18 protein-coding genes and 1 pseudogene are annotated in these 20,223 nt (G+C 68.9%); 6 read left to right on the top strand and 13 right to left on the bottom strand.

The window, feature by feature from the left end:
• Window positions 1–222: 222 nt before the first annotated feature.
• The 4 genes from aspA to ACFY1L_RS29130 all read right to left on the bottom strand — a co-directional run bounded on the left by aspA (window position 223) and on the right by ACFY1L_RS29130 (window position 4,895).
• Complete coding sequence (aspA, locus tag ACFY1L_RS29115) at window positions 223–1,635, bottom strand: aspartate ammonia-lyase (protein WP_388830659.1); 1,413 nt, start codon at window positions 1,633–1,635, stop codon at window positions 223–225.
• 83 nt (window positions 1,636–1,718) lie between these two features.
• Window positions 1,719–2,735, bottom strand: coding sequence for an asparaginase (locus tag ACFY1L_RS29120; protein WP_388830661.1), 1,017 nt, complete (start codon window positions 2,733–2,735; stop codon window positions 1,719–1,721).
• A gap of 28 nt (window positions 2,736–2,763) precedes the next feature.
• On the bottom strand, window positions 2,764–4,221 hold the full coding sequence (locus ACFY1L_RS29125; protein WP_388830663.1) for an amino acid permease: 1,458 nt from the start codon (window positions 4,219–4,221) through the stop codon (window positions 2,764–2,766).
• A complete protein-coding gene (locus ACFY1L_RS29130) occupies window positions 4,218–4,895 on the bottom strand; it encodes a FadR/GntR family transcriptional regulator (RefSeq protein ID WP_388831097.1) in 678 nt (225 codons plus the stop codon). Before ACFY1L_RS29130 ends, ACFY1L_RS29125 begins: the two co-directional genes overlap by 4 nt.
• Before the next feature lie 202 nt (window positions 4,896–5,097).
• Between ACFY1L_RS29130 and ACFY1L_RS29135 the strand changes: the two genes are divergently transcribed.
• Complete coding sequence (locus ACFY1L_RS29135; protein ID WP_388830667.1) at window positions 5,098–5,865, top strand: GAF and ANTAR domain-containing protein; 768 nt, start codon at window positions 5,098–5,100, stop codon at window positions 5,863–5,865.
• A gap of 64 nt (window positions 5,866–5,929) precedes the next feature.
• Here the strand turns inward: ACFY1L_RS29135 and ACFY1L_RS29140 are convergent, their stop codons facing one another.
• From ACFY1L_RS29140 to ACFY1L_RS29160, 5 genes are all read right to left on the bottom strand, one after another.
• Window positions 5,930–6,766: an undecaprenyl-diphosphate phosphatase gene (locus ACFY1L_RS29140; protein WP_388830669.1), complete on the bottom strand. Its 837-nt coding sequence runs from the start codon at window positions 6,764–6,766 to the stop codon at window positions 5,930–5,932.
• 72 nt (window positions 6,767–6,838) lie between these two features.
• Complete coding sequence (gene crcB / locus ACFY1L_RS29145) at window positions 6,839–7,213, bottom strand: fluoride efflux transporter CrcB (protein WP_388830671.1); 375 nt, start codon at window positions 7,211–7,213, stop codon at window positions 6,839–6,841.
• Window positions 7,210–7,590, bottom strand: a complete 381-nt coding sequence (locus ACFY1L_RS29150; RefSeq protein WP_388830673.1) for a DUF190 domain-containing protein — start codon at window positions 7,588–7,590, stop codon at window positions 7,210–7,212. Before ACFY1L_RS29150 ends, crcB (ACFY1L_RS29145) begins: the two co-directional genes overlap by 4 nt.
• Complete coding sequence (crcB, locus tag ACFY1L_RS29155; RefSeq protein ID WP_388830675.1) at window positions 7,587–8,048, bottom strand: fluoride efflux transporter CrcB; 462 nt, start codon at window positions 8,046–8,048, stop codon at window positions 7,587–7,589. The genes ACFY1L_RS29150 and crcB (ACFY1L_RS29155) overlap by 4 nt, the downstream gene beginning before the upstream one ends.
• Before the next feature lie 170 nt (window positions 8,049–8,218).
• Complete coding sequence (locus tag ACFY1L_RS29160) at window positions 8,219–9,181, bottom strand: SMP-30/gluconolactonase/LRE family protein (protein WP_388830677.1); 963 nt, start codon at window positions 9,179–9,181, stop codon at window positions 8,219–8,221.
• A 155-nt stretch (window positions 9,182–9,336) separates the two neighbouring features.
• On the opposite strand from ACFY1L_RS29160, the gene ACFY1L_RS29165 reads away from it, so the two are divergent.
• The gene (locus tag ACFY1L_RS29165) at window positions 9,337–10,170 is read left to right on the top strand and encodes a ribonuclease BN (RefSeq protein ID WP_388830679.1); all 834 of its coding nucleotides are present in this window, start codon (window positions 9,337–9,339) and stop codon (window positions 10,168–10,170) included.
• A gap of 6 nt (window positions 10,171–10,176) precedes the next feature.
• On the opposite strand, the gene ACFY1L_RS29170 is transcribed toward ACFY1L_RS29165, so the two are convergent.
• The 3 genes from ACFY1L_RS29170 to ACFY1L_RS29180 all read right to left on the bottom strand — a co-directional run bounded on the left by ACFY1L_RS29170 (window position 10,177) and on the right by ACFY1L_RS29180 (window position 14,374).
• On the bottom strand, window positions 10,177–10,464 hold the full coding sequence (locus ACFY1L_RS29170) for an ArsR family transcriptional regulator (protein WP_388830681.1): 288 nt from the start codon (window positions 10,462–10,464) through the stop codon (window positions 10,177–10,179).
• Window positions 10,465–10,661: 197 nt separating this feature from the next.
• Window positions 10,662–12,221, bottom strand: coding sequence for a glycosyl hydrolase 53 family protein (locus tag ACFY1L_RS29175; RefSeq protein ID WP_388830683.1), 1,560 nt, complete (start codon window positions 12,219–12,221; stop codon window positions 10,662–10,664).
• Between the two features lie 131 nt (window positions 12,222–12,352).
• Window positions 12,353–14,374 carry a beta-galactosidase gene (locus ACFY1L_RS29180; protein ID WP_388830685.1) on the bottom strand — a complete coding sequence of 674 codons (2,022 nt, stop codon included), beginning with the start codon at window positions 14,372–14,374 and terminating at the stop codon, window positions 12,353–12,355.
• A 229-nt stretch (window positions 14,375–14,603) separates the two neighbouring features.
• Between ACFY1L_RS29180 and ACFY1L_RS29185 the strand changes: the two genes are divergently transcribed.
• From ACFY1L_RS29185 to ACFY1L_RS29195, 3 genes are read left to right on the top strand one after another with little or no spacing between them, the layout of a single operon-like run.
• Entirely contained in the window at window positions 14,604–15,923 is a 1,320-nt protein-coding gene (locus tag ACFY1L_RS29185) for an ABC transporter substrate-binding protein (protein ID WP_388830687.1), read from the top strand.
• The gene (locus ACFY1L_RS29190) at window positions 15,920–16,843 is read left to right on the top strand and encodes a carbohydrate ABC transporter permease (protein ID WP_388830689.1); all 924 of its coding nucleotides are present in this window, start codon (window positions 15,920–15,922) and stop codon (window positions 16,841–16,843) included. Before ACFY1L_RS29185 ends, ACFY1L_RS29190 begins: the two co-directional genes overlap by 4 nt.
• Complete coding sequence (locus ACFY1L_RS29195) at window positions 16,840–17,745, top strand: carbohydrate ABC transporter permease (RefSeq protein ID WP_388830691.1); 906 nt, start codon at window positions 16,840–16,842, stop codon at window positions 17,743–17,745. Before ACFY1L_RS29190 ends, ACFY1L_RS29195 begins: the two co-directional genes overlap by 4 nt.
• A 34-nt stretch (window positions 17,746–17,779) precedes the next feature.
• Here ACFY1L_RS29195 and ACFY1L_RS29200 read toward each other — a convergent pair.
• Window positions 17,780–18,976, bottom strand: a pseudogene (locus ACFY1L_RS29200) (RNA-guided endonuclease InsQ/TnpB family protein).
• 155 nt (window positions 18,977–19,131) lie between these two features.
• Between ACFY1L_RS29200 and ACFY1L_RS29205 the strand changes: the two are divergent.
• Window positions 19,132–20,157: a LacI family DNA-binding transcriptional regulator gene (locus ACFY1L_RS29205; protein WP_388830693.1), complete on the top strand. Its 1,026-nt coding sequence runs from the start codon at window positions 19,132–19,134 to the stop codon at window positions 20,155–20,157.
• Window positions 20,158–20,223 lie beyond the last annotated feature (66 nt).

Genomic DNA, 20,223 nt, shown 5'->3' on the forward strand with positions numbered 1-20,223 from the left:
CACCATATGAGCATTAGTAGCACTTTCCGATGAATGGCGCCCCCGGGCTGCGCCGATCAGCCGGTACCGCCGGAGGTGACGAGGTGGTGCGCAACACCGAGACCGCCCGGTGGGGAGGGTGCACGGCGGTCGTGCGCATTCATCCCTGGGTGTGACGGCACCCGCGTGCCGCAATGGTCCGGTTGCCCGGGCCGACCATCATGGCACGCGAGTGACATCCCGTCAGATCACCTGCGGAGTACCGCTGCCGGCGAGCACCTCCGGGCGCAGCAGCCCTGCCAGCCGCTCCGCGGGCAACAGCCCCTTCTCCAGGACGAGTTCGGCGACACCGCGGCCGGTGGCGAGGGCCTCCTTGGCGATGTCGGTGGCGGCCGTGTACCCGATGTGCGGGTTGAGGGCGGTCACCAGACCGATGGAGTTCTCGACGGTCGCGCGCAGTGCCTCGGTGTTGGCGGTGATCCCGTCCACGCACCGCTCGGCCAGCGTGACGCAGGCGCTCTGCAGGTGGGTGATGGACTCCGACAGGGAGTGCAGGATGATCGGCTCGAAGGCGTTGAGCTGGAGCTGTCCGGCCTCGGCGGCCATGGTGATGGTGACGTCGTTGCCGATCACCTCGAAGGCGACCTGGTTGACGACCTCGGGGATCACCGGGTTGACCTTGCCGGGCATGATGCTCGAACCGGCCTGCACCGGCGGCAGGTTGATCTCACCCAGGCCCGCGCGCGGCCCCGACGACAGCAGACGCAGATCGTTGCAGCTCTTGGAGAGCTTGACCGCGATCCGCTTGAGCACGCCGGACATCTGGACGAACGCGCCGCAGTCCTGGGTGGCCTCGACCAGGTTGGCGGCGGTCACCAGCGGCAGCCCCGTGATCCGGGAGAGGTGGCGGCGGGCCGCCTCCGCGTATCCGGCCGGGGCGTTGAGGCCGGTGCCGATGGCCGTGGCGCCGAGGTTGATCTCATGGATCAACTGGACGGCCTCGTCAAGACGGTTGCGGTCCTCGTCAATCATGACGGCATACGCGGAGAACTCCTGACCGAGCGTCATCGGCACCGCGTCCTGCAACTGTGTACGGCCCATCTTGAGCACGTCGCGGAACTCGACGGCCTTACGGGCGAAGGAGTCCTGCAGTACAGCCATCGCCTTGAGCAGTCCACGTACCGCGAAGACCGTCGCTATCTTGACGGCGGTCGGGTAGACGTCATTGGTCGACTGCCCCAGGTTGACGTCCTCGTTGGGGTGCAGGAACCGGTACTGACCCTTCTCGTGCCCCATCAGCTCCAACGCCCGGTTCGCGACGACCTCGTTGGCGTTCATGTTGGTCGAGGTGCCGGCGCCACCCTGGATGACGTCGACGACGAACTGCTCGTGCAGCTTGCCGTCCCGGATCTCCCGGCACGCCTCGACGATCGCGGCAGCCTTCTCCGGCGCCAGCAGCCCGAGCTCCTCGTTGGCCAGAGCGGCGGCCTCCTTCACGGCGGCCAGGGCGTCGATCAGGTGCGGATAGGCGGAAATGGTGGCACCGGTGATGGGGAAATTCTCCGTGGCGCGCAGGGTGTGGACACCCCAGTAGGCATCGGCGGGGACGTCACGGTCGCCGAGCAGGTCGTGTTCGCTGCGGGTGATGGCGGACATGAGGGTACGGATCCTCTTTCAAGAAAAGGGGGTGAGGGTAAGCGCCCCTTCAGGGGCGCGGACGTCGCCCAGCCGGTCTGTCGTCAGGCGCACACGGACAGCGTGACCGGATCGAGCGCGCGCACAGGCCGGACGCAGCCGACCGGTTCCCCGCCGCCGAGCAATGACTCCCCCGCGAACTCGGTGAGCAGGCCGGCGTCGACACCCGCCCGCGCGAGCGCCGCCGCGGCCACCGGAACACGCGCCCGGTTGGCCCCATCGGCGATCTTCACGGCAACTGCCCGGCCGTCCGGGAGCGCGGCGACCTGCACGCCCTCGAACCCGTCCTTGGCGAGAAGGCCCGGCACGGCCCGCATCAACGCAGCCACGTCCCGCCCGGACCCGGAGGCCATCTCCGCGTGCTCACGCATCGCGTCGGCGACCCGCGCCTCCGGCGTACCGGCGACGGCCGTGGTGATCCGGGCGGCGGCCCGCGCGAGGCCGTGCAGGGAGATGGAGAACAGCGGTGCGCCGCAGCCGTCGACGGTCACCTGGGCGATGCGCTGCCCCGTGAGGTCCTCGACGATCTCCGCGATCGCCTGCTGAAGAGGGTGCTTGGGGTCGAGGTAGTCGTCCAGCGACCAACCGTTGAGCACGCACGTGTAGAGCATCGCCGCATGCTTGCCGGAGCAGTTCTGCGCGAGCCGGGAGGGCAGACGGCCCGCGCGGATCCAGTCGTCCCGGACGACCGGGTCGTACGGCAGGTCGGTCACGTTGCGCAGACGGTCCTCGGTGAGCCCGGCGAGCTCGAGGATGCGCCGGGTGCCGGCGAGGTGGCGTTCCTCGCCGGAGTGGCTGGCCGCGGTGAGCGAGAGGAGGTCGCCGTCGAGCGGCAGCCCGGCCCGGACCATGGCGACGGCCTGGACGGGCTTGAGGGCCGACCGGGGGTAGAAGGCGGCCTCGATGTCACCGAGTTGGAACTGGACCTGCCCGTCGGTGTCGAGGACGACGACGGAGCCGTAGTGGATGCCCTCGACGACCCCGCCGCGTATCAGGTGGGCGACGGGGGCGTGGAGGGGCTCGCGGATAAGGGGTGGGTCCGCGACAGAACTGCTGAACATCACTACCTCTTGTCAGGGAGCGCGCGGGTCACGCGCCGGCTCCGGTCGTGGGTTGGGTCTCACTGGCCTTGCGGGCGACCCGGCCGCGGATGCCGAACCATCCGCCGACCAGGGCTCCGACGATCAGCGGCAGGCACAGCACGGTGGTGCGGCCGGCGCCTCCGTCGGCGTACATGAGGACCAGGACGGAGGCGAGGAAGGCCAGCGTCACGAGTTCGGTCCAGGGGGAGCCCGGCAGTCGGTAGCCCGGGCGGGCCAGCTCGCCCTTCTGGGTCTTCTGCCAGAAGAGGAGGTGACAGACCATGATCATGCCCCAGGTGGAGAGGATGCCGATCGCCGCGAAGTTCAGGACGATCTCGAAGGCGTCCGCCGGGACCACGTAGTTGAGGCCGACGCCCAGGACACAGATACCGCTGGTGAGCAGGATGCCGCCGTACGGGACCTGGCTGCGGCTCATCACCGAGGTGAACTTGGGGGCGGAGCCGGACATCGCCATGGAGCGCAGGATGCGGCCGGTGGAGTACAGGCCGGAGTTGAGCGAGGACATGGCCGCGGTGAGGACGACGAGGTTCATCACGCCGCCGGCCGCGGGGATGCCGATGTTGGACAGCACGGTCACGAAGGGGCTCTCGGCGGCGCTGTACTTGTTCCAGGGCAGCAGCATCGACAGCAGGAGCACCGAGCCGACGTAGAAGAGGCCCACGCGCCACATGATCGAGTTGATCGCCTTCGGCATGATCTTCTCGGGGTTCTCGGTCTCGCCGGCGGCGACGCCGACCAGCTCGACGGAGGCGTAGGCGAAGACGACGCCCTGGATGATCAGCAGCATGGGGAGCATGCCGTTGGGGAAGACGCCGCCGCTGTCGGTGATCAGGGCCGGGCCGGGGCTGTGCCCGTCGACCTGGTGCTGGGTGCCCAGCAGGAAGATGCCGATCAGCATGAACGCCACGAGCGCGCCCACCTTGATGATGGCGAACCAGAACTCCAGCTCTCCGAACATCCTCACCGAGATGAGGTTCACCGTGAGGACGACGGCGAGCGCGATGAGCGCGATGACCCACTGCGGGATGTCGGAGAACATGCCCCAGTAGTGGGTGTAGACGGCCACCGCGGTGATGTCGGCAATGCCGGTGGTGGCCCAGTTCAGGAAGTACATCCAGCCCGCGACATAGGCGCCCTTCTCGCCCAGGAACTCGCGGGCGTACGACACGAAGGCGCCGGACGAGGGCCGGTACAGGACGAGTTCGCCGAGGGCGCGCACGACCAGGAAGGCGAAGATGCCGCAGACCGCGTAGGCGATGAACAGGGACGGGCCGGCGTCGGCGAGGCGGCCGCCGGCTCCGAGGAAGAGACCGGTGCCGATCGCGCCGCCGATGGCGATCATGTTGACGTGCCGGGACTTGAGGGACTTGCTGTAGCCCGCGTCGCCTGCGTCGACATGTGCGGCCGGTGTGCGTGTCTCTTCTTTGAGGTGCTGCTCGCTCACGCCTCGGGTCCGCCTTCCGTGGGGATGTCCGTGCGCGCGGGGCGCACGATGTCGGTGAGGGTCGTCTCGACGCGGTCGAGGTGGTGGGCCATGGCCTCCACTGCGTCGAGCTCGGAACCGTCCATCAGCGCCTCGACGATCGCCCGGTGCTCACGGTTGGACTGCTCGCGGCGTCCGCCCAGTTCGTTGAGGAAGGCCGACTGACGCGCCAGTGCGTCCCGGATCTCCTCGATGACCCGGCGGAAGACCGGGTTCTGGGCGGCCTGGGCGACGGCGAGGTGGAACAGCGTGTCCAGGGCGACCCAGGAGGTGGTGTCGGTCTCCCGCTCCATGCGCTCCAGCAGGTGCGCCAGGTGGTCCAGGTCCTCGGGCGTGCGGCGCACGGCCGCATAGCCCGCCACCGGGATCTCCACATGGCGGCGCACCTCGAGCAGGTCGCTGGCCGCGTAGTCGCCGAAGGTGGGGTCCTCGACGGCGTTGGCGACGACGAAGGTGCCCTTGCCGGTCTTGGAGACGGTCAGGCCCATCGTCTGCAAGGCCCGGAGAGCCTCGCGCAGTACGGGCCGGCTGACCTCGAGGGTGCGGCAGAGCTCCGCCTCGGAGGGCAGCTTGTCCCCCACCGCGTAGTCGCCGCGCTCGATGGCGTCACGCAGATGCGCCAGGACCGCTTCCATGGCGCTGATACGCCGCGGACCCTGACTGGCTGTCTTGCTGTCTGACAGGTTCACGAGAGTGATCCTGCGGGTGACGGGCGGGAGCTGTCAAGGGATGCCCCCCTGCAGTCTCAGGATCGCCGCCGTACGCACCGTTAAGGTCGCGTGAAAGGCTGGGTGCAGACGTGTTCCTGACCCGACGAGCCGAGACGCGGAGGACGGTATGGACTGGGGTCGGTTCGCGCAGCAGATGGCGTCGATGGCCCGCGATCTCCTCGCCCAGGACTCGGTCGATGCCACGCTGGAACGGATCACGCACTCGGCGATCGAGCTGGTGGAGGGCTGCGACGCGGCCGGCATTCTCGTGCTGCACGACTCAAAGGTGCGGACGCTGGCACCCACGGAGCAGCTGGTCGTCGACAGTGACCAACTGCAGGAGCGGCTGGCCGAGGGGCCGTGCTTCGACGCCGCCCGCACCATGGACGGGGAGCGGGTCTTCCGCATTGCGGACTTCACTCAGGAGCAGCCGCGCTGGCCCACCTACGCACCCCGGGCACACGCCCTCGGCGTGGGCAGCATGATGGGCTTCCTGCTGTTCACCGAGGACGAAGAGCTAGGTGCGCTGAATCTCTACTCCCGCAAGCCCGGCATGTTCACCGAGGCCAGCGAACTGGCCGGCTGGCTGCTGGCCTCGCACGCCGCGGTCGCCTTCGCCAGCGCCCGCACCCACGCCCAGATGGAACAGGCCGTCACCACCCGCCATGTCATCGGCGAGGCCATGGGCATCCTCATGGGCGCCCACAACCTCACCGAAAAGCAGGCGTTCGACACCCTTCGCCGCTTCTCACAGGAGCACAACATCAAGCTGCGGGAGGTCGCCCGCCAGGTCTGCGAGCGAGGCGGCGTGGACCGACCCACGCGCGGCTCCCCCAGCTCGATGCCTGAACCGGAGGAGCCTGACCGGGGCAGCCCCCCAGGGGAACGCCGCTGAACCCGACCTGAACGCCAAGTCCCCCGTCCTGCATGTTTCACGCATCCATCAGCCGACCGACCCGTCAGCTGCTGAGTGCACCCGTGCTGAGCAGGCCCAGGAGCAGTACGCCGACGATGATCCGGTAGACGACGAAGGCGTTGAAGGAGTGCTTGGCGACGTACTTCAGCAGCCAGGCGATCGAGCCGTAGGCGACGACGAAGGAGACGATCGTGCCGACGGCGAGCGGGGCGGCGCCCACGCCCGTACCGAGGGCGTCCTTGAGCTCGTAGAGGCCGGCTCCGGTCAGGGCGGGGATGCCGAGGAAGAAGGAGAGGCGGGTGGCGGCGACGCGGTCCAGGTCGAGGATGAGGGCCGTGGACATGGTGGCGCCGGAGCGGGAGAAGCCGGGGAAGAGCAGCGCGAGGATCTGGGAGCTGCCCACCAGCATCGCGTCCTTGAAGGTGGTGTCGTCCTCACCGCGCTTGTGCCGGCCCATCTGGTCTGCCGCCCACATCACGCCACTGCCGACGATCAGCGAGCCCGCGACCACCCACAGAGACGCGAGCGGGCCCTCGATCAGCGACTTGGCGGCGAGACCCACGGCCACGATCGGGACGGTCGCGGCGATCACCCACCACGCGAACTTGTAGTCGTGGTGGTGGCGCTCCTCCTTGTTCACCAGGCCGCGCCCCCAGGCGGAGACGATCCGCACGATGTCCTTGAAGAAGTACACGAGCACGGCGGCGATCGCACCGACCTGGATGACGGCGGAGAACCCGACGACGGCGTCGTTGTCCACGGGGATACCCATCAGCCCCTCGGTGATCTTCAGATGTCCGGTGGAGGAGACGGGCAGGAACTCGGTCACCCCCTCGACGGCTCCGAGGACGACGGCCTGACCGACGTTAATGACGCTCATGGGATCCAGTTCTGCAGAGTTGGTCGACAGTGCTGTAGACAGTCTTACTACGGGCGGGTGTGATCCGGGTGACTACGCCCAGAGGGCCTGGGCGATCGACACCCCGACGAAGGCGGCGCCGAGGCCCGCCGTCACGCTTCCGACGACGTTGGCGGCAGCGTAGAGCCCTGCCCCGGTCTCGGTCAGCCGCAGGGTCTCGTACGAGAAGGTCGAGTACGTCGTCAGGGCACCGCACAGGCCGGTGCCGAGGAGGAGCCGGAGGTGGTCTCCGGCGGCGCCCTCGGCCGCCGCGCCGGTCAGCAGGCCCAGGATCAGGCAGCCGGTGACGTTCACCGCGAACGTGCCCCAGGGGAAGACCGAGTCGTGCCTCGACTGGACCGCGCGGTCGGTGAGGTAGCGCAGCGGGGCGCCCACCATGGCACCCGCGACGACCAACAGCCAGTTCACAACGACTTCTTACCCTTCGTGTCCGTTTTGCCGGGGCTGTCCTCGCGGCCGACGTATCTGATGACCTCGCAGTCGTCGAGGATGACCAGGCCTTCGCCGACGAGTTCGTCGAGCTGGGGCAGGAAGGCGCGCACGTGCTCCTCGGTGTCCACGATGACGATCGCCACCGGCAGGTCCTCGCTCAGTGACAGCAGCCGCGAGGTGTGGATCAGGGAGGAGGCGCCGAAGCCCTCGATGCCGCGAAAGACGCTGGCGCCGGCGAGGCCTGCCCTGTGGGCGCGGTGGACGATCTCGGAGTAGAGGGGCTTGTGGTGCCAGGTGTCGTTCTCGCCGATGAAGACGGTCACGCGCAGGGCGCTGCCGGTCAGCCTCGTCATGGCTGCCTCCACTTCAGGACGCGGCGGGCGGCGGCGACCGCGAGCCACACCGCGGTGAGGGCCGCGAGCAGGGTCGCGGCGAGGTAGGCCAGCCCGGTGCGGGGGTGGCCGGAGTCGACCAGCTTCTGGATGTCGACGGCGTAGGTCGAGAAGGTGGTGAAGCCGCCGAGCACGCCGGTGCCGAAGAAGGGCCGGACCAGGCGGTGGGCGGCCCACACATCGGTGATGACCACCATGAACACGCCGATCACGGCGCAGCCGACGACGTTGGTCCAGAAGGTCGCCCACGGAAAGCCGCCGGGCTGGGTCGGCCACCACAGGGACAGCGCGTAGCGGGCGACGGCCCCGATGGCTCCGCCGACTGCGACCACCGCGACGACGGGTGCCTGGGTGCGCCAGGCGGACGGCCGCGGGGTGCGGGGACCGGCGCGCAGGCTTTCGGCTTCCGGGGCTGTCATGGTCGTACGTCTCCTACTCGCCGGGGCCCGGGCGTGCGGGCGCCGCTCCTTCGCAAGTAGGGACCGTTGGCGGCACCACTGCCGCGGTTCGGGTACGGCGGGCCCCACCGCCGCGCCGCGGTGTGGTGGTCGCGGCCGGGCTACAGGGTAGCGCCCGGCCCGGAGCGGGGTCATTTCGGGGCGGGCCGCTCGCACACCGCGATGCCCCGCTCCCACAGGCTCCCCAGGACCAGGTGTCCGTCGGCCTCGCAGACGCTGGTGACGAAGCGGAAACCGGAGCGGCGGCGGGCGAGATGGTGGACGATCTCCCCCTGGTCGTCGACCGCCAGGACGCCGATGGTGCCGGTGGGGCGGTAGGGGGCGTGGACGGCGATACGGGCGGCTGCGCCGCGGACGGCGGGGGCGGTGCGGTGCAGCAGGTCGAGCGGGGGGATGCGGGGTCCGGCGAGCGAGACCCAGATCGGGCCGTCGGGTGAGCCGCGCCAGATGTTGTCAGGCATGCCCGGCAGGTTCTCGGCGAGCGGTTCGCTGCGTCCCGCGCTCGGACCGGCCAGCCAGTAGCGGGTCAGTCGACGGGCGCCGGTCTCGGCGACGACCAGGAACGATTCGTCCGCGCTCAGGGCGAGTCCGTTGGCGAACTGGAGCCCCTCCAGGAGGACTTCGGGGTTTTCGCTGCCGGGTGCGAGGCGCAGCAGGCGGCCAGTTCCGGTGTGTTCGACGATGTCGCCGATCCACTGGTCCAGGGGGTAGCGGCGGCTGGAGACGGTGAAGCAGATGCTCCCGTCGGACAGGGCGACCACGTTGCTGCAGAACCGCAGCCTCTCCCCCGCCACCGAGTCGGCAAGGATGCGCACGATGCCCTCGCGGAGGTCGACGCGCAGCAGCCCGAGCTCGGCGTCGCAGACCAACAGGGCGTCGTCCGGGAGGAGTTCGAGGCCGAGCGGCCGTCCTCCCGTTTCGGCGAGCACCTCGACGCGGGCGGGCGCATCGCCCGTCAGGCCTTCGATGCGCAGGATGCGGCCGTCCTCCACTCCGGTCAGCACGCGGCCGCGGGCGTCGGATACGACGTCCTCGGGGCCGCGGCCGCCTATGGCGACGTACCGGAGCGGGACCAGTTCACTGGGACGGTCCATGAAAACCTCCTCGTCGAGCCCGGGACAGTTCATGCTGGCATGCATACGCATGCCCGCCGGGTGCCGCGTCACCCGATCAGGTTTACCGGGACGTATTCCTGGCCACTCAGGACACCACCACCGGTAGCTGCGGGCCGGAGGAAGGGGTGGTCCCCATGTCGCGGTCGGCCGTCTGGCACCGGCTGGGGCTCACCGAGTTGCATCAGCGTGGCAAGGAGCTGGAGCTGATGCACCGGGCCATGGGGTTCGCCACGCTCGCCCTGGTCACGCTGGCGCCGCTGCTGATCCTGGTGGCGGCGGCGGATCCGCTGGGGCACGGCGGGTTCGCGCTGTGGCTGGTGGACGGCATGGCCCTGTCCGGACGGTCCGCCGACGCGCTCGCGCATGTCTTCGGGCCGACCCGCCAGGTGATCAGCACCACCAGTGCGCTGAGCGTCGCGCTGCTCGCACTGTTCGGCATATCGTTCGCGTCGAGCGTGCAGAACGGCTACGAGCGGATCTGGAAGACGGCCGCCGCTCCCTGGCACCGGATCTGGCGGCATGCGGTCTGGCTGGTCATGCTCATGGGATACCTGTACGCCCAGGTCCAGACCCGCAACGTACTGCAGGGACCGCCCCGCATCCTGCTCAGCATGGGCGTCGGCATCCTGTTCTTCTGGTGGGGGCCGCATTTCCTGCTCAGCCGTCAAGTGCCCTGGCGCTATCTGCTGCCCGGCGCGCTCGCCACGATGGCGGGCCTGGTCGGCCTGCGCGGCTTCTCGTACCTGGTGTTCACCCCGCTCCTGGTCACCAACGCGATCAGCTACGGCCCCGTCGGCACCGTACTGGTGGTGGAGTCCTGGCTCGTCGGCGTGGGGTTCGTCGTCTACGGCGGTGCGCTCCTTGGCCGGCTGGTGTGCGAGCGGCTCGGTCACCTCGACCCGCCGCCGGACCCGACGGCACCGGAACCGACGGACCAGGGACAGGGGCCGTCGGCACTGCGTTCCTAGGCTGCCCTACCAGCCCTTCTCGAACATGCGGGCCACCTCGGCGATGCGTATCTCGTCGCGCCGGTAGTAGGTGCGCCGGCGGATCCTGCGCGTGCGCAGCAGGCCGATGCCGGCGAGGAGTTCGAGGTGGGTGCAGGCGACCGTGCGGGGCACGCCCAGCTTGGCGGCGACGGCGTCCGCGGTGACGCCGTCCTCGACGAGGTCGCCGTGCGGCTGCGGTGGGAAGTGCGCCGCCGGATCCTTCAGCCACTCCAGGATGTCCAGGCGCTTCTCGCTGACGGGAGTCCTCAACATGTCGTCCCCCTCTCCGGACGGACCACCGCAAACCGCGTCTTCCCACTCTCCCGCAGTCGACGCAGCCGTGTCCGGGACTCGGGGACCCTTGTCCGGGACCGAACGGCCCAATCCGCACAGGGCCGTTCGGCCCCATCGCCGAAAACAAAGGGCGAGGGCCCGGCCGCTCCCCTGCGGCCGGGCCCTCTCTTCGCGGTTCAGCGGTGGCTGAACCACGCCATCGCCGGGAGCGCCTTGTCGTCGTAGCCGAACAGGGCCTGGTTCTCCCAGCCGTTGCCTGAGATGGAGTCGGTCGGGTCCCAGCCGTTGCCGGTCACGGCGGTCCAGGTCGCCTCCCAGTAGAAGACGCCGAGGCCACGGCCGTTCGGGACGGCCTCCACGATGTTGGCGACCGCGTTCATCCACGCCAGCTGTCCCGCCGAGGTGGCCGGGTAGCCGGTGACCAGTTCGCCGGTGGTGTCGATCTGGTTCTCCAGGGAGTCGTCCTGGGCGAGGGTGAACGGGTAGGCCGTCTCCGCGATGAAGACCGGCTTGCTGTAGCGGGAGGCCACGTCGTCCAGGGTGGTCTGGGCCGCGGCCAGCGAGCCGTGCCAGTAGCCGTAGTAGGACAGGCCGATCACGTCGTAGTTGATGCCGTACGTCTTGGCGTTGTCGAACCACCAGCGGACGGTGGAGTCGTCACCGGCGTTCGCCAGGTGCAGTGCGACCTGCGTGCCGGAGGAGACCGCCTTGACCGCGCTGTAGCCGGAGTTGATCAGACCGGCGAGCTGCGACCAGTTGTCGGTGGAGCCCTCGGACCACAGCATGCCGCCGTTGATCTCGTTGCCGACCTGGACCATGTCGGCGGTGGTGCCCTGCGCCTTGAGCGCGTTGAGCACGTCGTACGTGTGGTTGTACACGTCCGTCTTGAGCTGGCTGTAGCTGTGGCCGGACCAGGCGGCGGGCTTGGTCTGGGCGCCCGGGTCGGCCCACTTGTCCGAGTAGTGGAAGTCGACCAGCAGCTTCATGCCGGCCGCTTTGATGCGCTTGGCCATGGCCAGCACGCGCGTCTTGTTGTTGTAGCCGTCGGCCGGGTTGACCCACACCTTCAGGCGCGCGTAGTTCATGCCGGAGTTCTTCAGGATGGTGACCGCGTCGCCGGTGGTGCCGGAGCTGGTCTTGTAGACGCCGCCGAGGGCCTCGCTCTTGGCGAGTGAGGAGATGTCGGCACCCTTGATGGACAGTCCGGTTGATCCGGATGCGAAGGTCAGGTCGTCAACATTGATCCAGTTGCCCGCGTTCGCGTCACTGTTGATGCTGATCGTGCACTGGTTGTTCGTCACATTGATCGACGTGACGATACGGACCCAGCTGCTGGTGGACACCGGCAGGTCGGTCTTCTGTTCCGAACTGCCGCAGTTCTTCAGGGATATGTAGGCGGAGTTCTGACCGCCGCTGGAGCGGACCCAGGCGGTGAGCGTGTAGTTGCCGTTGGTCAGGCCCGACAGGTACTGGTACGTCTCCACCTTGTACGCGGCGGAGGAGTACTGGGACAGGCGGTAACTGCCGCTGTGGCCACCGGACTCCGAGTACGAGGCGCCCGTGTCGCCGTACTCCGACCAGCCGGTGGGCGTGGCCGCGCCCGCACCGTCCGACTCGAAGCCGCCGTTGGTGAGGGTGCTTGCCGCCTGCGCGCTGGGTGCGGGCAGGGCGACGAGGGCGAGCCCTGCCGCGAGCGGCAGCAGCAAGGTCCTGAGGGTGCGTCTGGGATGGAACATGGTCGTCCTTCGTCCCTTCGACGAAAGGGGGGATGGCAAATCCCCTCCTATGGGGGTGTCCCTCCGGTGGGGCCGGAGGGAGAGCCCCTCTGCCCGCGGCTCGCAGCTCGCGCGGGCGAAGGGGAGTCGGTTCAGCCGTCGAGTCGTACGACCCGGACGGCTCCGGCGGGGACCGCGAGGCGGCCCGCGGCGCGTTCGCCGGTCAGCAGCTCGGTGCCGGGCACGTCCAGCGGAACCTTGGCGTCCGACGCGGTGTGGTTGATCGCGAAAAGGTAACTGCCCGACTCGCCGGTGCGGCGCACGACTTCGACGTCGCGGGGCAGGTCGGCGCGCGGGGCGACGCGCGCGTCCTCGATCGCCCAGCCCAGCAGGGCGTCCAGGCCCTCGGCGCCGAGACGGGTGGAGACGTACCAGGCGGTGCCCTCGCCGAGGCGGTGGCGGGTGACGGCCGGGTAGCCCGCGGTGAGGCCGTCGGCGTAGGTCCACACGGTCTCGGCGCCGCGCGGGACGACGAACTCCGTCCACACGTCGCCGCTGAGCTCGGAGCCGTCGGGGCCGGTGATGCGCACCAGTTGGTCCGGCAGCAGCGGCGAGAACTCCTCGACCGTGAGGCCGAGCACGTCCCGGAGCGCGCCCGGGTACGGGCCCTCGTGGACTGCGTCGTGCTCGTCGACGATGCCGGAGAAGTACGAGACGACGAGGGTGCCGCCGTTCTCGACGTACTCCTTGAGGTTGTGGCCGGCCGCCTCCGTCATCAGGTACAGGGCGGGCACGACGACAACGGGATAGACCGACAAGTCGCCTTCCGGGTGAGCGAAGTCGACGGTGAGGTGGCGGTCGTAGAGGACCTCGTAGAAGGCGTCGGCGCGCTCCCGTGCGTCGTGGTCCTCGCTGGGACGCCATTCGAGGTTCTGCGCCCACCAGGAGTGCCAGTCCCAAAGGACGGCCACGTCCGCCCGGGTGCGGGTGCCGCGGATGGTGCTCAACGAGTCGAGGGACGCGCCCAGTTCGACGACCTCGCGCCACACGCGGGTGTCGGTGCCGCCGTGCGGGAGCATCGCCGAGTGGAACTTCTCGGCGCCGCGCCGGGACTGGCGCCACTGGAAGAACATGGCTCCGTCGGAGCCGCGGGCCACGTGCGCCAGGGAGTTGCGGGCCATCTGGCCGGGGGCCTTGGCGGGGTTGCGGGGCTGCCAGTTGACGCCCGAGGTGGAGTGCTCGAGGAGCAGCCACGGGGCACCGCCCGCGACCGAACGGGTCAGGTCGGCGGCCATCGCGAGGTTGACGTGGGTGCGGCGGCCGTCGGTGATCAGGTAGTGGTCGTTGGTGACGATGTCGACCTCGCGGCCCCAGGCCCAGTAGTCGACGGAGTCGCACTGGCTGAGGGCGGTCATGAAGTTCGTCGTGACCGGGACGCCCGGCGAGAGACGGTGCAGGATGTCCCGCTCCGTCACGAAGTTCTCGCGCATGGTGGCGTCGGCGAAGCGCTTGTAGTCCAGCGCCTGGGCCGGGTTGACGGCCGTGGGGGTGGCGCGCGGCGGGTTGATCTGCTCGAAGCCGGCGTAGCGCTGGCCCCAGAAGGCCGTCCCCCAGGCCTCGTTGACGCCTTCGACGGCCTCGTACGTCGACTGCAGCCAGCGGCGGAAGTGGGCGGCGCAGGAGTCGCAGTAGCAGGCCGAGACGGGGACGCCGTACTCGTTGTGCACGTGCCACATCGCGAGGGCGGGGTGGTCGCCGTAGCGCTCGGCGAGCTGCGTGGTGATGGTCGCGGCGGCCGCGCGGTAGTCCGCGTTGCTGTGGCAGATGGCGGCGCGGGAGCCGAACTCGTAGCGCACGCCCTCCCGGCTCACCGGCAGTGCGTCGGGGTGGGCGCGGTAGAACCAGGCGGGCGGGCAGACGGTGGGGGTGCCCAGGTCGACGCGTATGCCGTGCTCGTGCAGCAGGTCGAAGAGGCGGTCGAGCCAGCCGAAGTCGTACACCCCGGGTGAGGGCTCCAGCAGCGCCCAGGAGAAGATCCCGACACTCACCATGGTGACGCCGGCCTCCCGCATCAGCCGGACGTCCTCGTGCCAGACGCTTTCCGGCCACTGCTCGGGGTTGTAGTCCCCACCGAAGGCGAGCCTGGTGAGGCCCCTGGGGCTGGTCTCCGGCATGGATCTCTCCCGTTTTATTGATCATTTGGGAACGTGCACACACAGCGGAGGCGGTGCGGGCCCAACATAACCGCACAGCAACAACCATTGACAAGTGTCCGGGATGTTTCTCTACTGTGAACGCTCACAGAGAGCGTCTCAGGTCCTCGCGACGGGCGGGGACCCGGCTCATGTGATTCGCATGGCAGGTTCCCGCAAGAGGCGGGGACCCAGGTCAGGGGAGAGATCCATGCCCAACACGACGCGCAGTCGCCTCGTGGCATCCACCATCGCCGTTGCCCTCGGCGCCACCGCACTCGCCGCCTGCGGCTCGTCCGACAGCGACAGCAAGACCGAATCGGGTCCGGTCTCGCTGACGTACTGGACCTGGACGCCCGGCATGGACAAGGTCGTCGACCTGTGGAACAAGGGCCAGGGCAAGAAGGACCAGATCACCGTCACGGTGAAGAAGCAGGCGTCCGGCGACTCGCTGGTCACCAAGATCCTCACCGCCCACAAGGCGAAGCAGGCACCGGACCTGGTGCAGGCCGAATACCAGGCGCTGCCGACGCTGGTCAGCAATGACGCCCTGGCCGACATATCGAAGGACGTCGGCGACGCGAAGAGCAAGTTCGCCGAGGGCGTCTGGCAGCAGACCACGCTGGGCACGGACGCGGTGTACGCGGTGCCGCAGGACATCGGCCCGATGATGTTCTACTACCGCGCCGACCTCTTCAAGAAGTACGGCCTGACGGTCCCGACCACCTGGGAGCAGTTCGCCGAGACCGCCCGCGCGCTGAAGAAGAAGGCCCCGGACAAGGACCTCACCACCTTCTCCGCCAACGACTCCGGCCTCTTCGCGGGCCTCGCCCAGCAGGCCGGCGCCAAGTGGTGGACCACCTCCGGCGACAAGTGGAAGGTCGGCATCAACGACACGGCCACCAAGAAGGTCGCCGACTTCTGGGGCGGCCTGGTCAAGGAGGGCGCCGTCGACAACCAGCCGATGTACACCCCGGCCTGGAACAAGGCGCTCAACACCGGCAAGCAGATCGCCTGGGTCTCCGCCGTGTGGGCGCCGGGCACGCTGACCACGGCCGCGCCCGACACCAAGGGCAAGTGGGCCATGGCCCCGCTCCCCCAGTGGACCGCGGGCGACAACGTCACCGGCAGTTGGGGCGGCTCCTCCACCGCCGTCACCACGGACTCCAAGCACCGGGCGGCCGCCGCGAAGTTCGCCGCCTGGCTGAACACCGACGGCTCCGCCCTCCAGGCGCTGGCCAAGGAGAGCGGCATCTACCCGGCCGCCACCAACGCCCAGACCAGCGGCGCCTTCGCCACCCCGCCGGCGTACTTCTCGAACCAGTCGGACTTCTACACCAAGGCCGCCGAGATCGCGAAGACCACGGCGCCCTCGGCCTGGGGCCCGAACGTGAACGTCGCCTACACGACCTTCAACGACGCCTTCGGCGCCGCCGCGAAGAACAAGTCGGACTTCACCGCCGCCCTGGACAAGATGCAGGACGCCACGGTCGCCGACCTCAAGAAGCAGGGCTTCGAGGTCTCCGAGTGACCAGCGCACGCCGGAAGTCGTACGGGGTCAAGGGGGCCCCGTACGCCTTCCTCTTCCCCGCGACGATCCTCTTCGCCCTGTTCTTCGCGCTGCCCATCGGCTACGCGGTCTGGCTCAGCTTCCGCAAGGTGCACGTCTCCGGGCTCGGCCTGGGCTCGGGCGCCCGCAAAGAGGTCTGGGCCGGCCTGGAGAACTACACCGACGCCCTCACCGACAGCGAACTGCTGCACGGGACGCTGCGCGTCCTCGGCTACGGCCTCATCGTCATCCCGGTGATGCTCGGCCTCGCCCTGCTGTTCGCGCTGATGCTCGACTCCGACAAGGTGCGCCTCGCGCCCTTCACCCGGCTCGCGATCTTCCTGCCGTACGCCATCCCCGGCGTGGTCGCGGCACTGCTGTGGGGCTTTCTGTACCTGCCGGACGTCAGCCCCTTCTACTACGTGCTCGAGAAACTGCACATGCCGCAGCCGAACCTGCTCGACGGCGGCCCGCTGTACGTCGCGCTGTCGAACATCGCGGTCTGGGGCGGCACCGGCTTCAACATGATCGTCATCTACACCTCGCTGCAGGCGATCCCGGCCGAGGTGTACGAGGCGGCGAAGCTGGACGGCGCCACCCCGCTGCAGATCGCACTGAAGATCAAGATCCCGATGGTGGCCCCCTCGCTGGTGCTGACCTTCTTCTTCTCGATCATCGCGACGCTGCAGGTGTTCAACGAGCCGACCACCCTCAAGCCGCTCACCAACTCCGTGTCCACGACCTGGAGTCCGCTGATGAAGGTGTACCGGGACGCCTTCGGCACGGGCGACATCTACCAGGCGGCCGCCGAGGCCGTGATCATCGCCCTCGCCACGCTGGTGATGTCCTTCGGCTTCCTGCGTGCCGCGAACCGCCGCCAGAAGCAGGAGGCAGCACGATGAGTTCTCTTGCCGTCCAGAAGGCCCCCTCGGCGGCCGGCACGACCGGCGCCGCCCAGAGCCGCCCGCCGCTGCGCAGGCGGATCGCGCTGATCCCGACGATCACCCTGGTGCTCGGTGCCATCTACATGCTGCTGCCCGTGGTCTGGGTGGTGATCGCGTCCACTAAGTCCAGCACCGAGCTGTTCTCGACCTTCACGTTCCTGCCGGGTTCGGGCTTCGTCGACAACATCAAGGATCTCAACTCCTACCGCGGCGGCGTCTACTGGAAGTGGATGGGCAACTCCGCCCTCTACGCCGGTCTCGGCGCCCTGCTGTCGACCTGCGTGTCGTCGTTCAGCGGCTACGCACTCGCGACCTACCGCTTCCGCGGACGCGAGACGATGTTCAACGTCCTCCTCGCGGGCGTGCTGATGCCGCCGATCATTCTCGCCGTCCCGCAGTACCTGCTGATGGCGAAGGCGGGCGTCACGGACTCGTACCTGTCGGTGCTGCTCCCGCAGGTCCTCTCCCCCTACGGCGTCTACCTCGCGCGCATCTACGCGGCCGCCGCCGTGCCCAGCGACGTGGTGGAGGCCGGGCGGATGGACGGGGCGAGCGAGTGGCGGATCTTCACCCGGGTCGCGCTGCCGATGATGATCCCCGGGCTGGTGACGGTGTTCCTGTTCCAGTTCGTCGCGATCTGGAACAACTTCCTGCTGCCGTACATCATGCTCAGCGACGACGAGAAGTTCCCGATCACGCTCGGCCTGTACACGCTCCTGGAGCAGGGCGCCAACACGCCGGCGCTCTACACGGGGGTCATCACCGGCGCGTTCCTCGCGGTGTTCCCGCTGATCGCGCTCTTCCTGGTCATCCAGCGCTTCTGGAGCCTCGATCTGCTCTCCGGGGCCGTAAAGTCATGACCTTGGCTTCGCCCACTCGTGGACGAGGGGATTCTCACCGCTCGCGCTGTGAGGATTTCTGCTTCACCGCCGACTGCCCGCCCGGAGTTTCCCGTTGAGGTCTTACACCAGCTCCACAGACAGACACCGCCAGCCCGGCGGCCAGAAGGTTCTTCGCCGCGTTCACGTCCCGGTCGTGGACCGTTCCTCATCCGCACCTCCAAGTGCGGACACTCAACGGAATCCTCCCAGCCCGGGCGCCGCAGGCGGAGCACAGCTGAGAGGAGGGCAGGAAGCGATCCACCGCGATCACTTCCCGCCCGTACCAGGCGGCCTTGTATTCCAGCAGGCTACGGAACTGAGCCCACGCCGCGTCGCCGATGGCACGGGCCAGACTCCGATTCTTGACCAAGCCGCGCACGGTCAAGTCCTCGATCACGAGCGTTTGGTTGTCACGCACGAGTCGTGTAGTGAGCTGGTGGAGATGGTCTCTGCGCCGGTCGGCGATCCGAGCATGGATCTTGACGACCCGGCGCCGGGCCTTGGCCCGGTTGGCGCCGTCCCCCCTGGCCTTGCGAGCGAGCGTGCGCTGCGCCCTGGCGAGGCGGTCGCGGTCGCGGCGCTCATGCCTTGGGTTGGCGATCTTCTCTCCCGTGGACAGGGTCAGCAGGTGTTCCAGGCCCACATCGATGCCCACCGCCGTGCGGGTTGCCGGAAGTGGGGTGATGGTGGGGTCGCTGCACAGCAGAGACACGAACCAGCGCCCGGAGCTGTCCTGGGACACTGTCACCGTGGACGGCTCCGCGCCCTCGGGCAGGGGGCGGGACCATACAATCGGCAGGGGCTCGGTCATCTTCGCCAAAGTGAGCTTCCCGTCCCGGTAGCGGAACGCGCTCGTGGTGTACTCCGCCGCCCTTCGCGACCTTTTCTTCGACTTGAACCGCGGATGCTGTGCCCGTTTGTCCAAGAAGTTGGCGAAGGCCTTCTGCAGATGCCGCAGCGTCTGCTGCAACGGCACCGAGGACACGTCGTTCAGGTAGGCGAGCTCCTCGCTCTTCTTCCACGCCGTGAGCATCGCCGAAGTGGCGTTGTAGTCGACCCGCTCACCGCGTGCCCAGGCCTCGGCGCGGGCGGTCAGTGCCAGGTTGTAGACCTTCCGCACACACCCGAACGCGCGCAACAGCTGGGCCGCTTGCGCATCGGTTGGATAGAAGCGGTACTTGTACGCACGCTTCACGGGTGCAGAATTCACATCACGCAAACTATTGCATCGCCTCGGACTTCCGAGCGACGAGTCGATAGTGAAAGGCCATCCGTCCCGGCGGCGTATTGCCTCCCCCCGGCCTGCTGTACACGAGACCGTTACCGCTCCGCTCTGAGGGTCGGCGTATTCACGGAGGTAACCAGATGAGCAACACGGGGGGCCGACGCAGACCGCCGACGATCCACGACGTGGCCCGCGAGGCGGGTGTCTCACGGGGCACCGTCTCGCGGGTGCTCAACGGCGGGCACTACGTCAGCCCGACCGCCCAGGAGGCGGTCAACGCGGCGATCCGCAAGACGGGTTACGTCGTGAACCGGCACGCCCGGTCGCTGATCACCGGACGTTCGGACTCGATCGGCTTCCTGCTGACGGAGCCTCAGGAGCGGTTCTTCGAGGACCCCAACTTCAATGTCCTGCTGAGCGGTTGCACCCAGGCGCTGGCCGCGCACGACATCCCGCTGCTGCTGATGCTGGCGGGCACCGAGGACGAACGGCGGCGCATCACGCGGTACATCACCGCAGGTCACGTCGACGGGGTGCTGCTGGTCTCCAGCCACTCCGGGGACCGGGTGGCCGAGCAGCTGCGCGAGGCGGGGGTGCCCCTCGTCCAGTGCGGCAAGCCCATGGGGCTCGGTTCCAAGGTGAGCTACGTGGCCGCGGACGACCGGGACGGCGCCCGTGACATGGTGCGCCACCTGTTGTCGCTGGGCCGCCGCCGGATCGGCATCGTGACCGGTCCGCTGGACACCCCGGGCGGTGTCGACCGCCTCGCCGGCTACAAGGAGGTGCTCATGGAGGCGGGCGTCGAGGTCGACGAGCGGCTCATCGTCTCCGGCGACTACAGCCGGGCCAGCGGCGAGGCGGGCACCGAACGGCTGCTGGCGCAGGCTCCGGACATGGACGCCGTGTTCGTGGCCTCCGACCTGATGGCGCAGGGTGCCCTGGCCGCGCTGCGCCGGGCGGGCCGCCGGGTCCCCGAGGACGTGTCCGTGGGCGGCTTCGACGACTCCAGCGCGGCGACGGAGGCCACCCCCGCCCTCACGACGATCCGCCAGCCCTACGACCGCATCAGCGCCGAGATGGTACGGGTGCTGCTGGCGCAGATCGGGGGCGAGGACCCGGCCGCAGTGATCCTTCCGACGGAGTTGGTGAAGCGGGAGTCGACGTAAGGGTCTGTGGCCCGGACTCCTCTTCGTGGGCGCGCTGATCGGCCACGGCCGGCGGCGCGCCCTCGG

The sequence above is a fragment of the Streptomyces sp. NPDC001663 genome (genome assembly GCF_042893105.1).
In the GTDB taxonomy this organism is placed as follows: domain Bacteria; phylum Actinomycetota; class Actinomycetes; order Streptomycetales; family Streptomycetaceae; genus Streptomyces.

Bases quoted from the DNA above. Each gene is read 5' to 3' on its own strand.
- aspA (WP_388830659.1), bottom strand. From the start codon at position 1,635: ATGTCCGCCATCACCCGCAGCGAACACGACCTGCTCGGCGACCGTGAC.
- ACFY1L_RS29120 (WP_388830661.1), bottom strand. From the start codon at position 2,735: ATGTTCAGCAGTTCTGTCGCGGACCCACCCCTTATCCGCGAGCCCCTC.
- ACFY1L_RS29130 (WP_388831097.1), bottom strand. From the start codon at position 4,895: ATGGAAGCGGTCCTGGCGCATCTGCGTGACGCCATCGAGCGCGGCGAC.
- ACFY1L_RS29135 (WP_388830667.1), top strand. From the start codon at position 5,098: ATGGACTGGGGTCGGTTCGCGCAGCAGATGGCGTCGATGGCCCGCGAT.
- ACFY1L_RS29140 (WP_388830669.1), bottom strand. From the start codon at position 6,766: ATGAGCGTCATTAACGTCGGTCAGGCCGTCGTCCTCGGAGCCGTCGAG.
- ACFY1L_RS29150 (WP_388830673.1), bottom strand. From the start codon at position 7,590: ATGACGAGGCTGACCGGCAGCGCCCTGCGCGTGACCGTCTTCATCGGC.
- crcB (WP_388830675.1), bottom strand. From the start codon at position 8,048: ATGACAGCCCCGGAAGCCGAAAGCCTGCGCGCCGGTCCCCGCACCCCG.
- ACFY1L_RS29160 (WP_388830677.1), bottom strand. From the start codon at position 9,181: ATGGACCGTCCCAGTGAACTGGTCCCGCTCCGGTACGTCGCCATAGGC.
- ACFY1L_RS29165 (WP_388830679.1), top strand. From the start codon at position 9,337: ATGTCGCGGTCGGCCGTCTGGCACCGGCTGGGGCTCACCGAGTTGCAT.
- ACFY1L_RS29170 (WP_388830681.1), bottom strand. From the start codon at position 10,464: ATGTTGAGGACTCCCGTCAGCGAGAAGCGCCTGGACATCCTGGAGTGG.
- ACFY1L_RS29175 (WP_388830683.1), bottom strand. From the start codon at position 12,221: ATGTTCCATCCCAGACGCACCCTCAGGACCTTGCTGCTGCCGCTCGCG.
- ACFY1L_RS29180 (WP_388830685.1), bottom strand. From the start codon at position 14,374: ATGCCGGAGACCAGCCCCAGGGGCCTCACCAGGCTCGCCTTCGGTGGG.
- ACFY1L_RS29185 (WP_388830687.1), top strand. From the start codon at position 14,604: ATGCCCAACACGACGCGCAGTCGCCTCGTGGCATCCACCATCGCCGTT.
- ACFY1L_RS29195 (WP_388830691.1), top strand. From the start codon at position 16,840: ATGAGTTCTCTTGCCGTCCAGAAGGCCCCCTCGGCGGCCGGCACGACC.
- ACFY1L_RS29205 (WP_388830693.1), top strand. From the start codon at position 19,132: ATGAGCAACACGGGGGGCCGACGCAGACCGCCGACGATCCACGACGTG.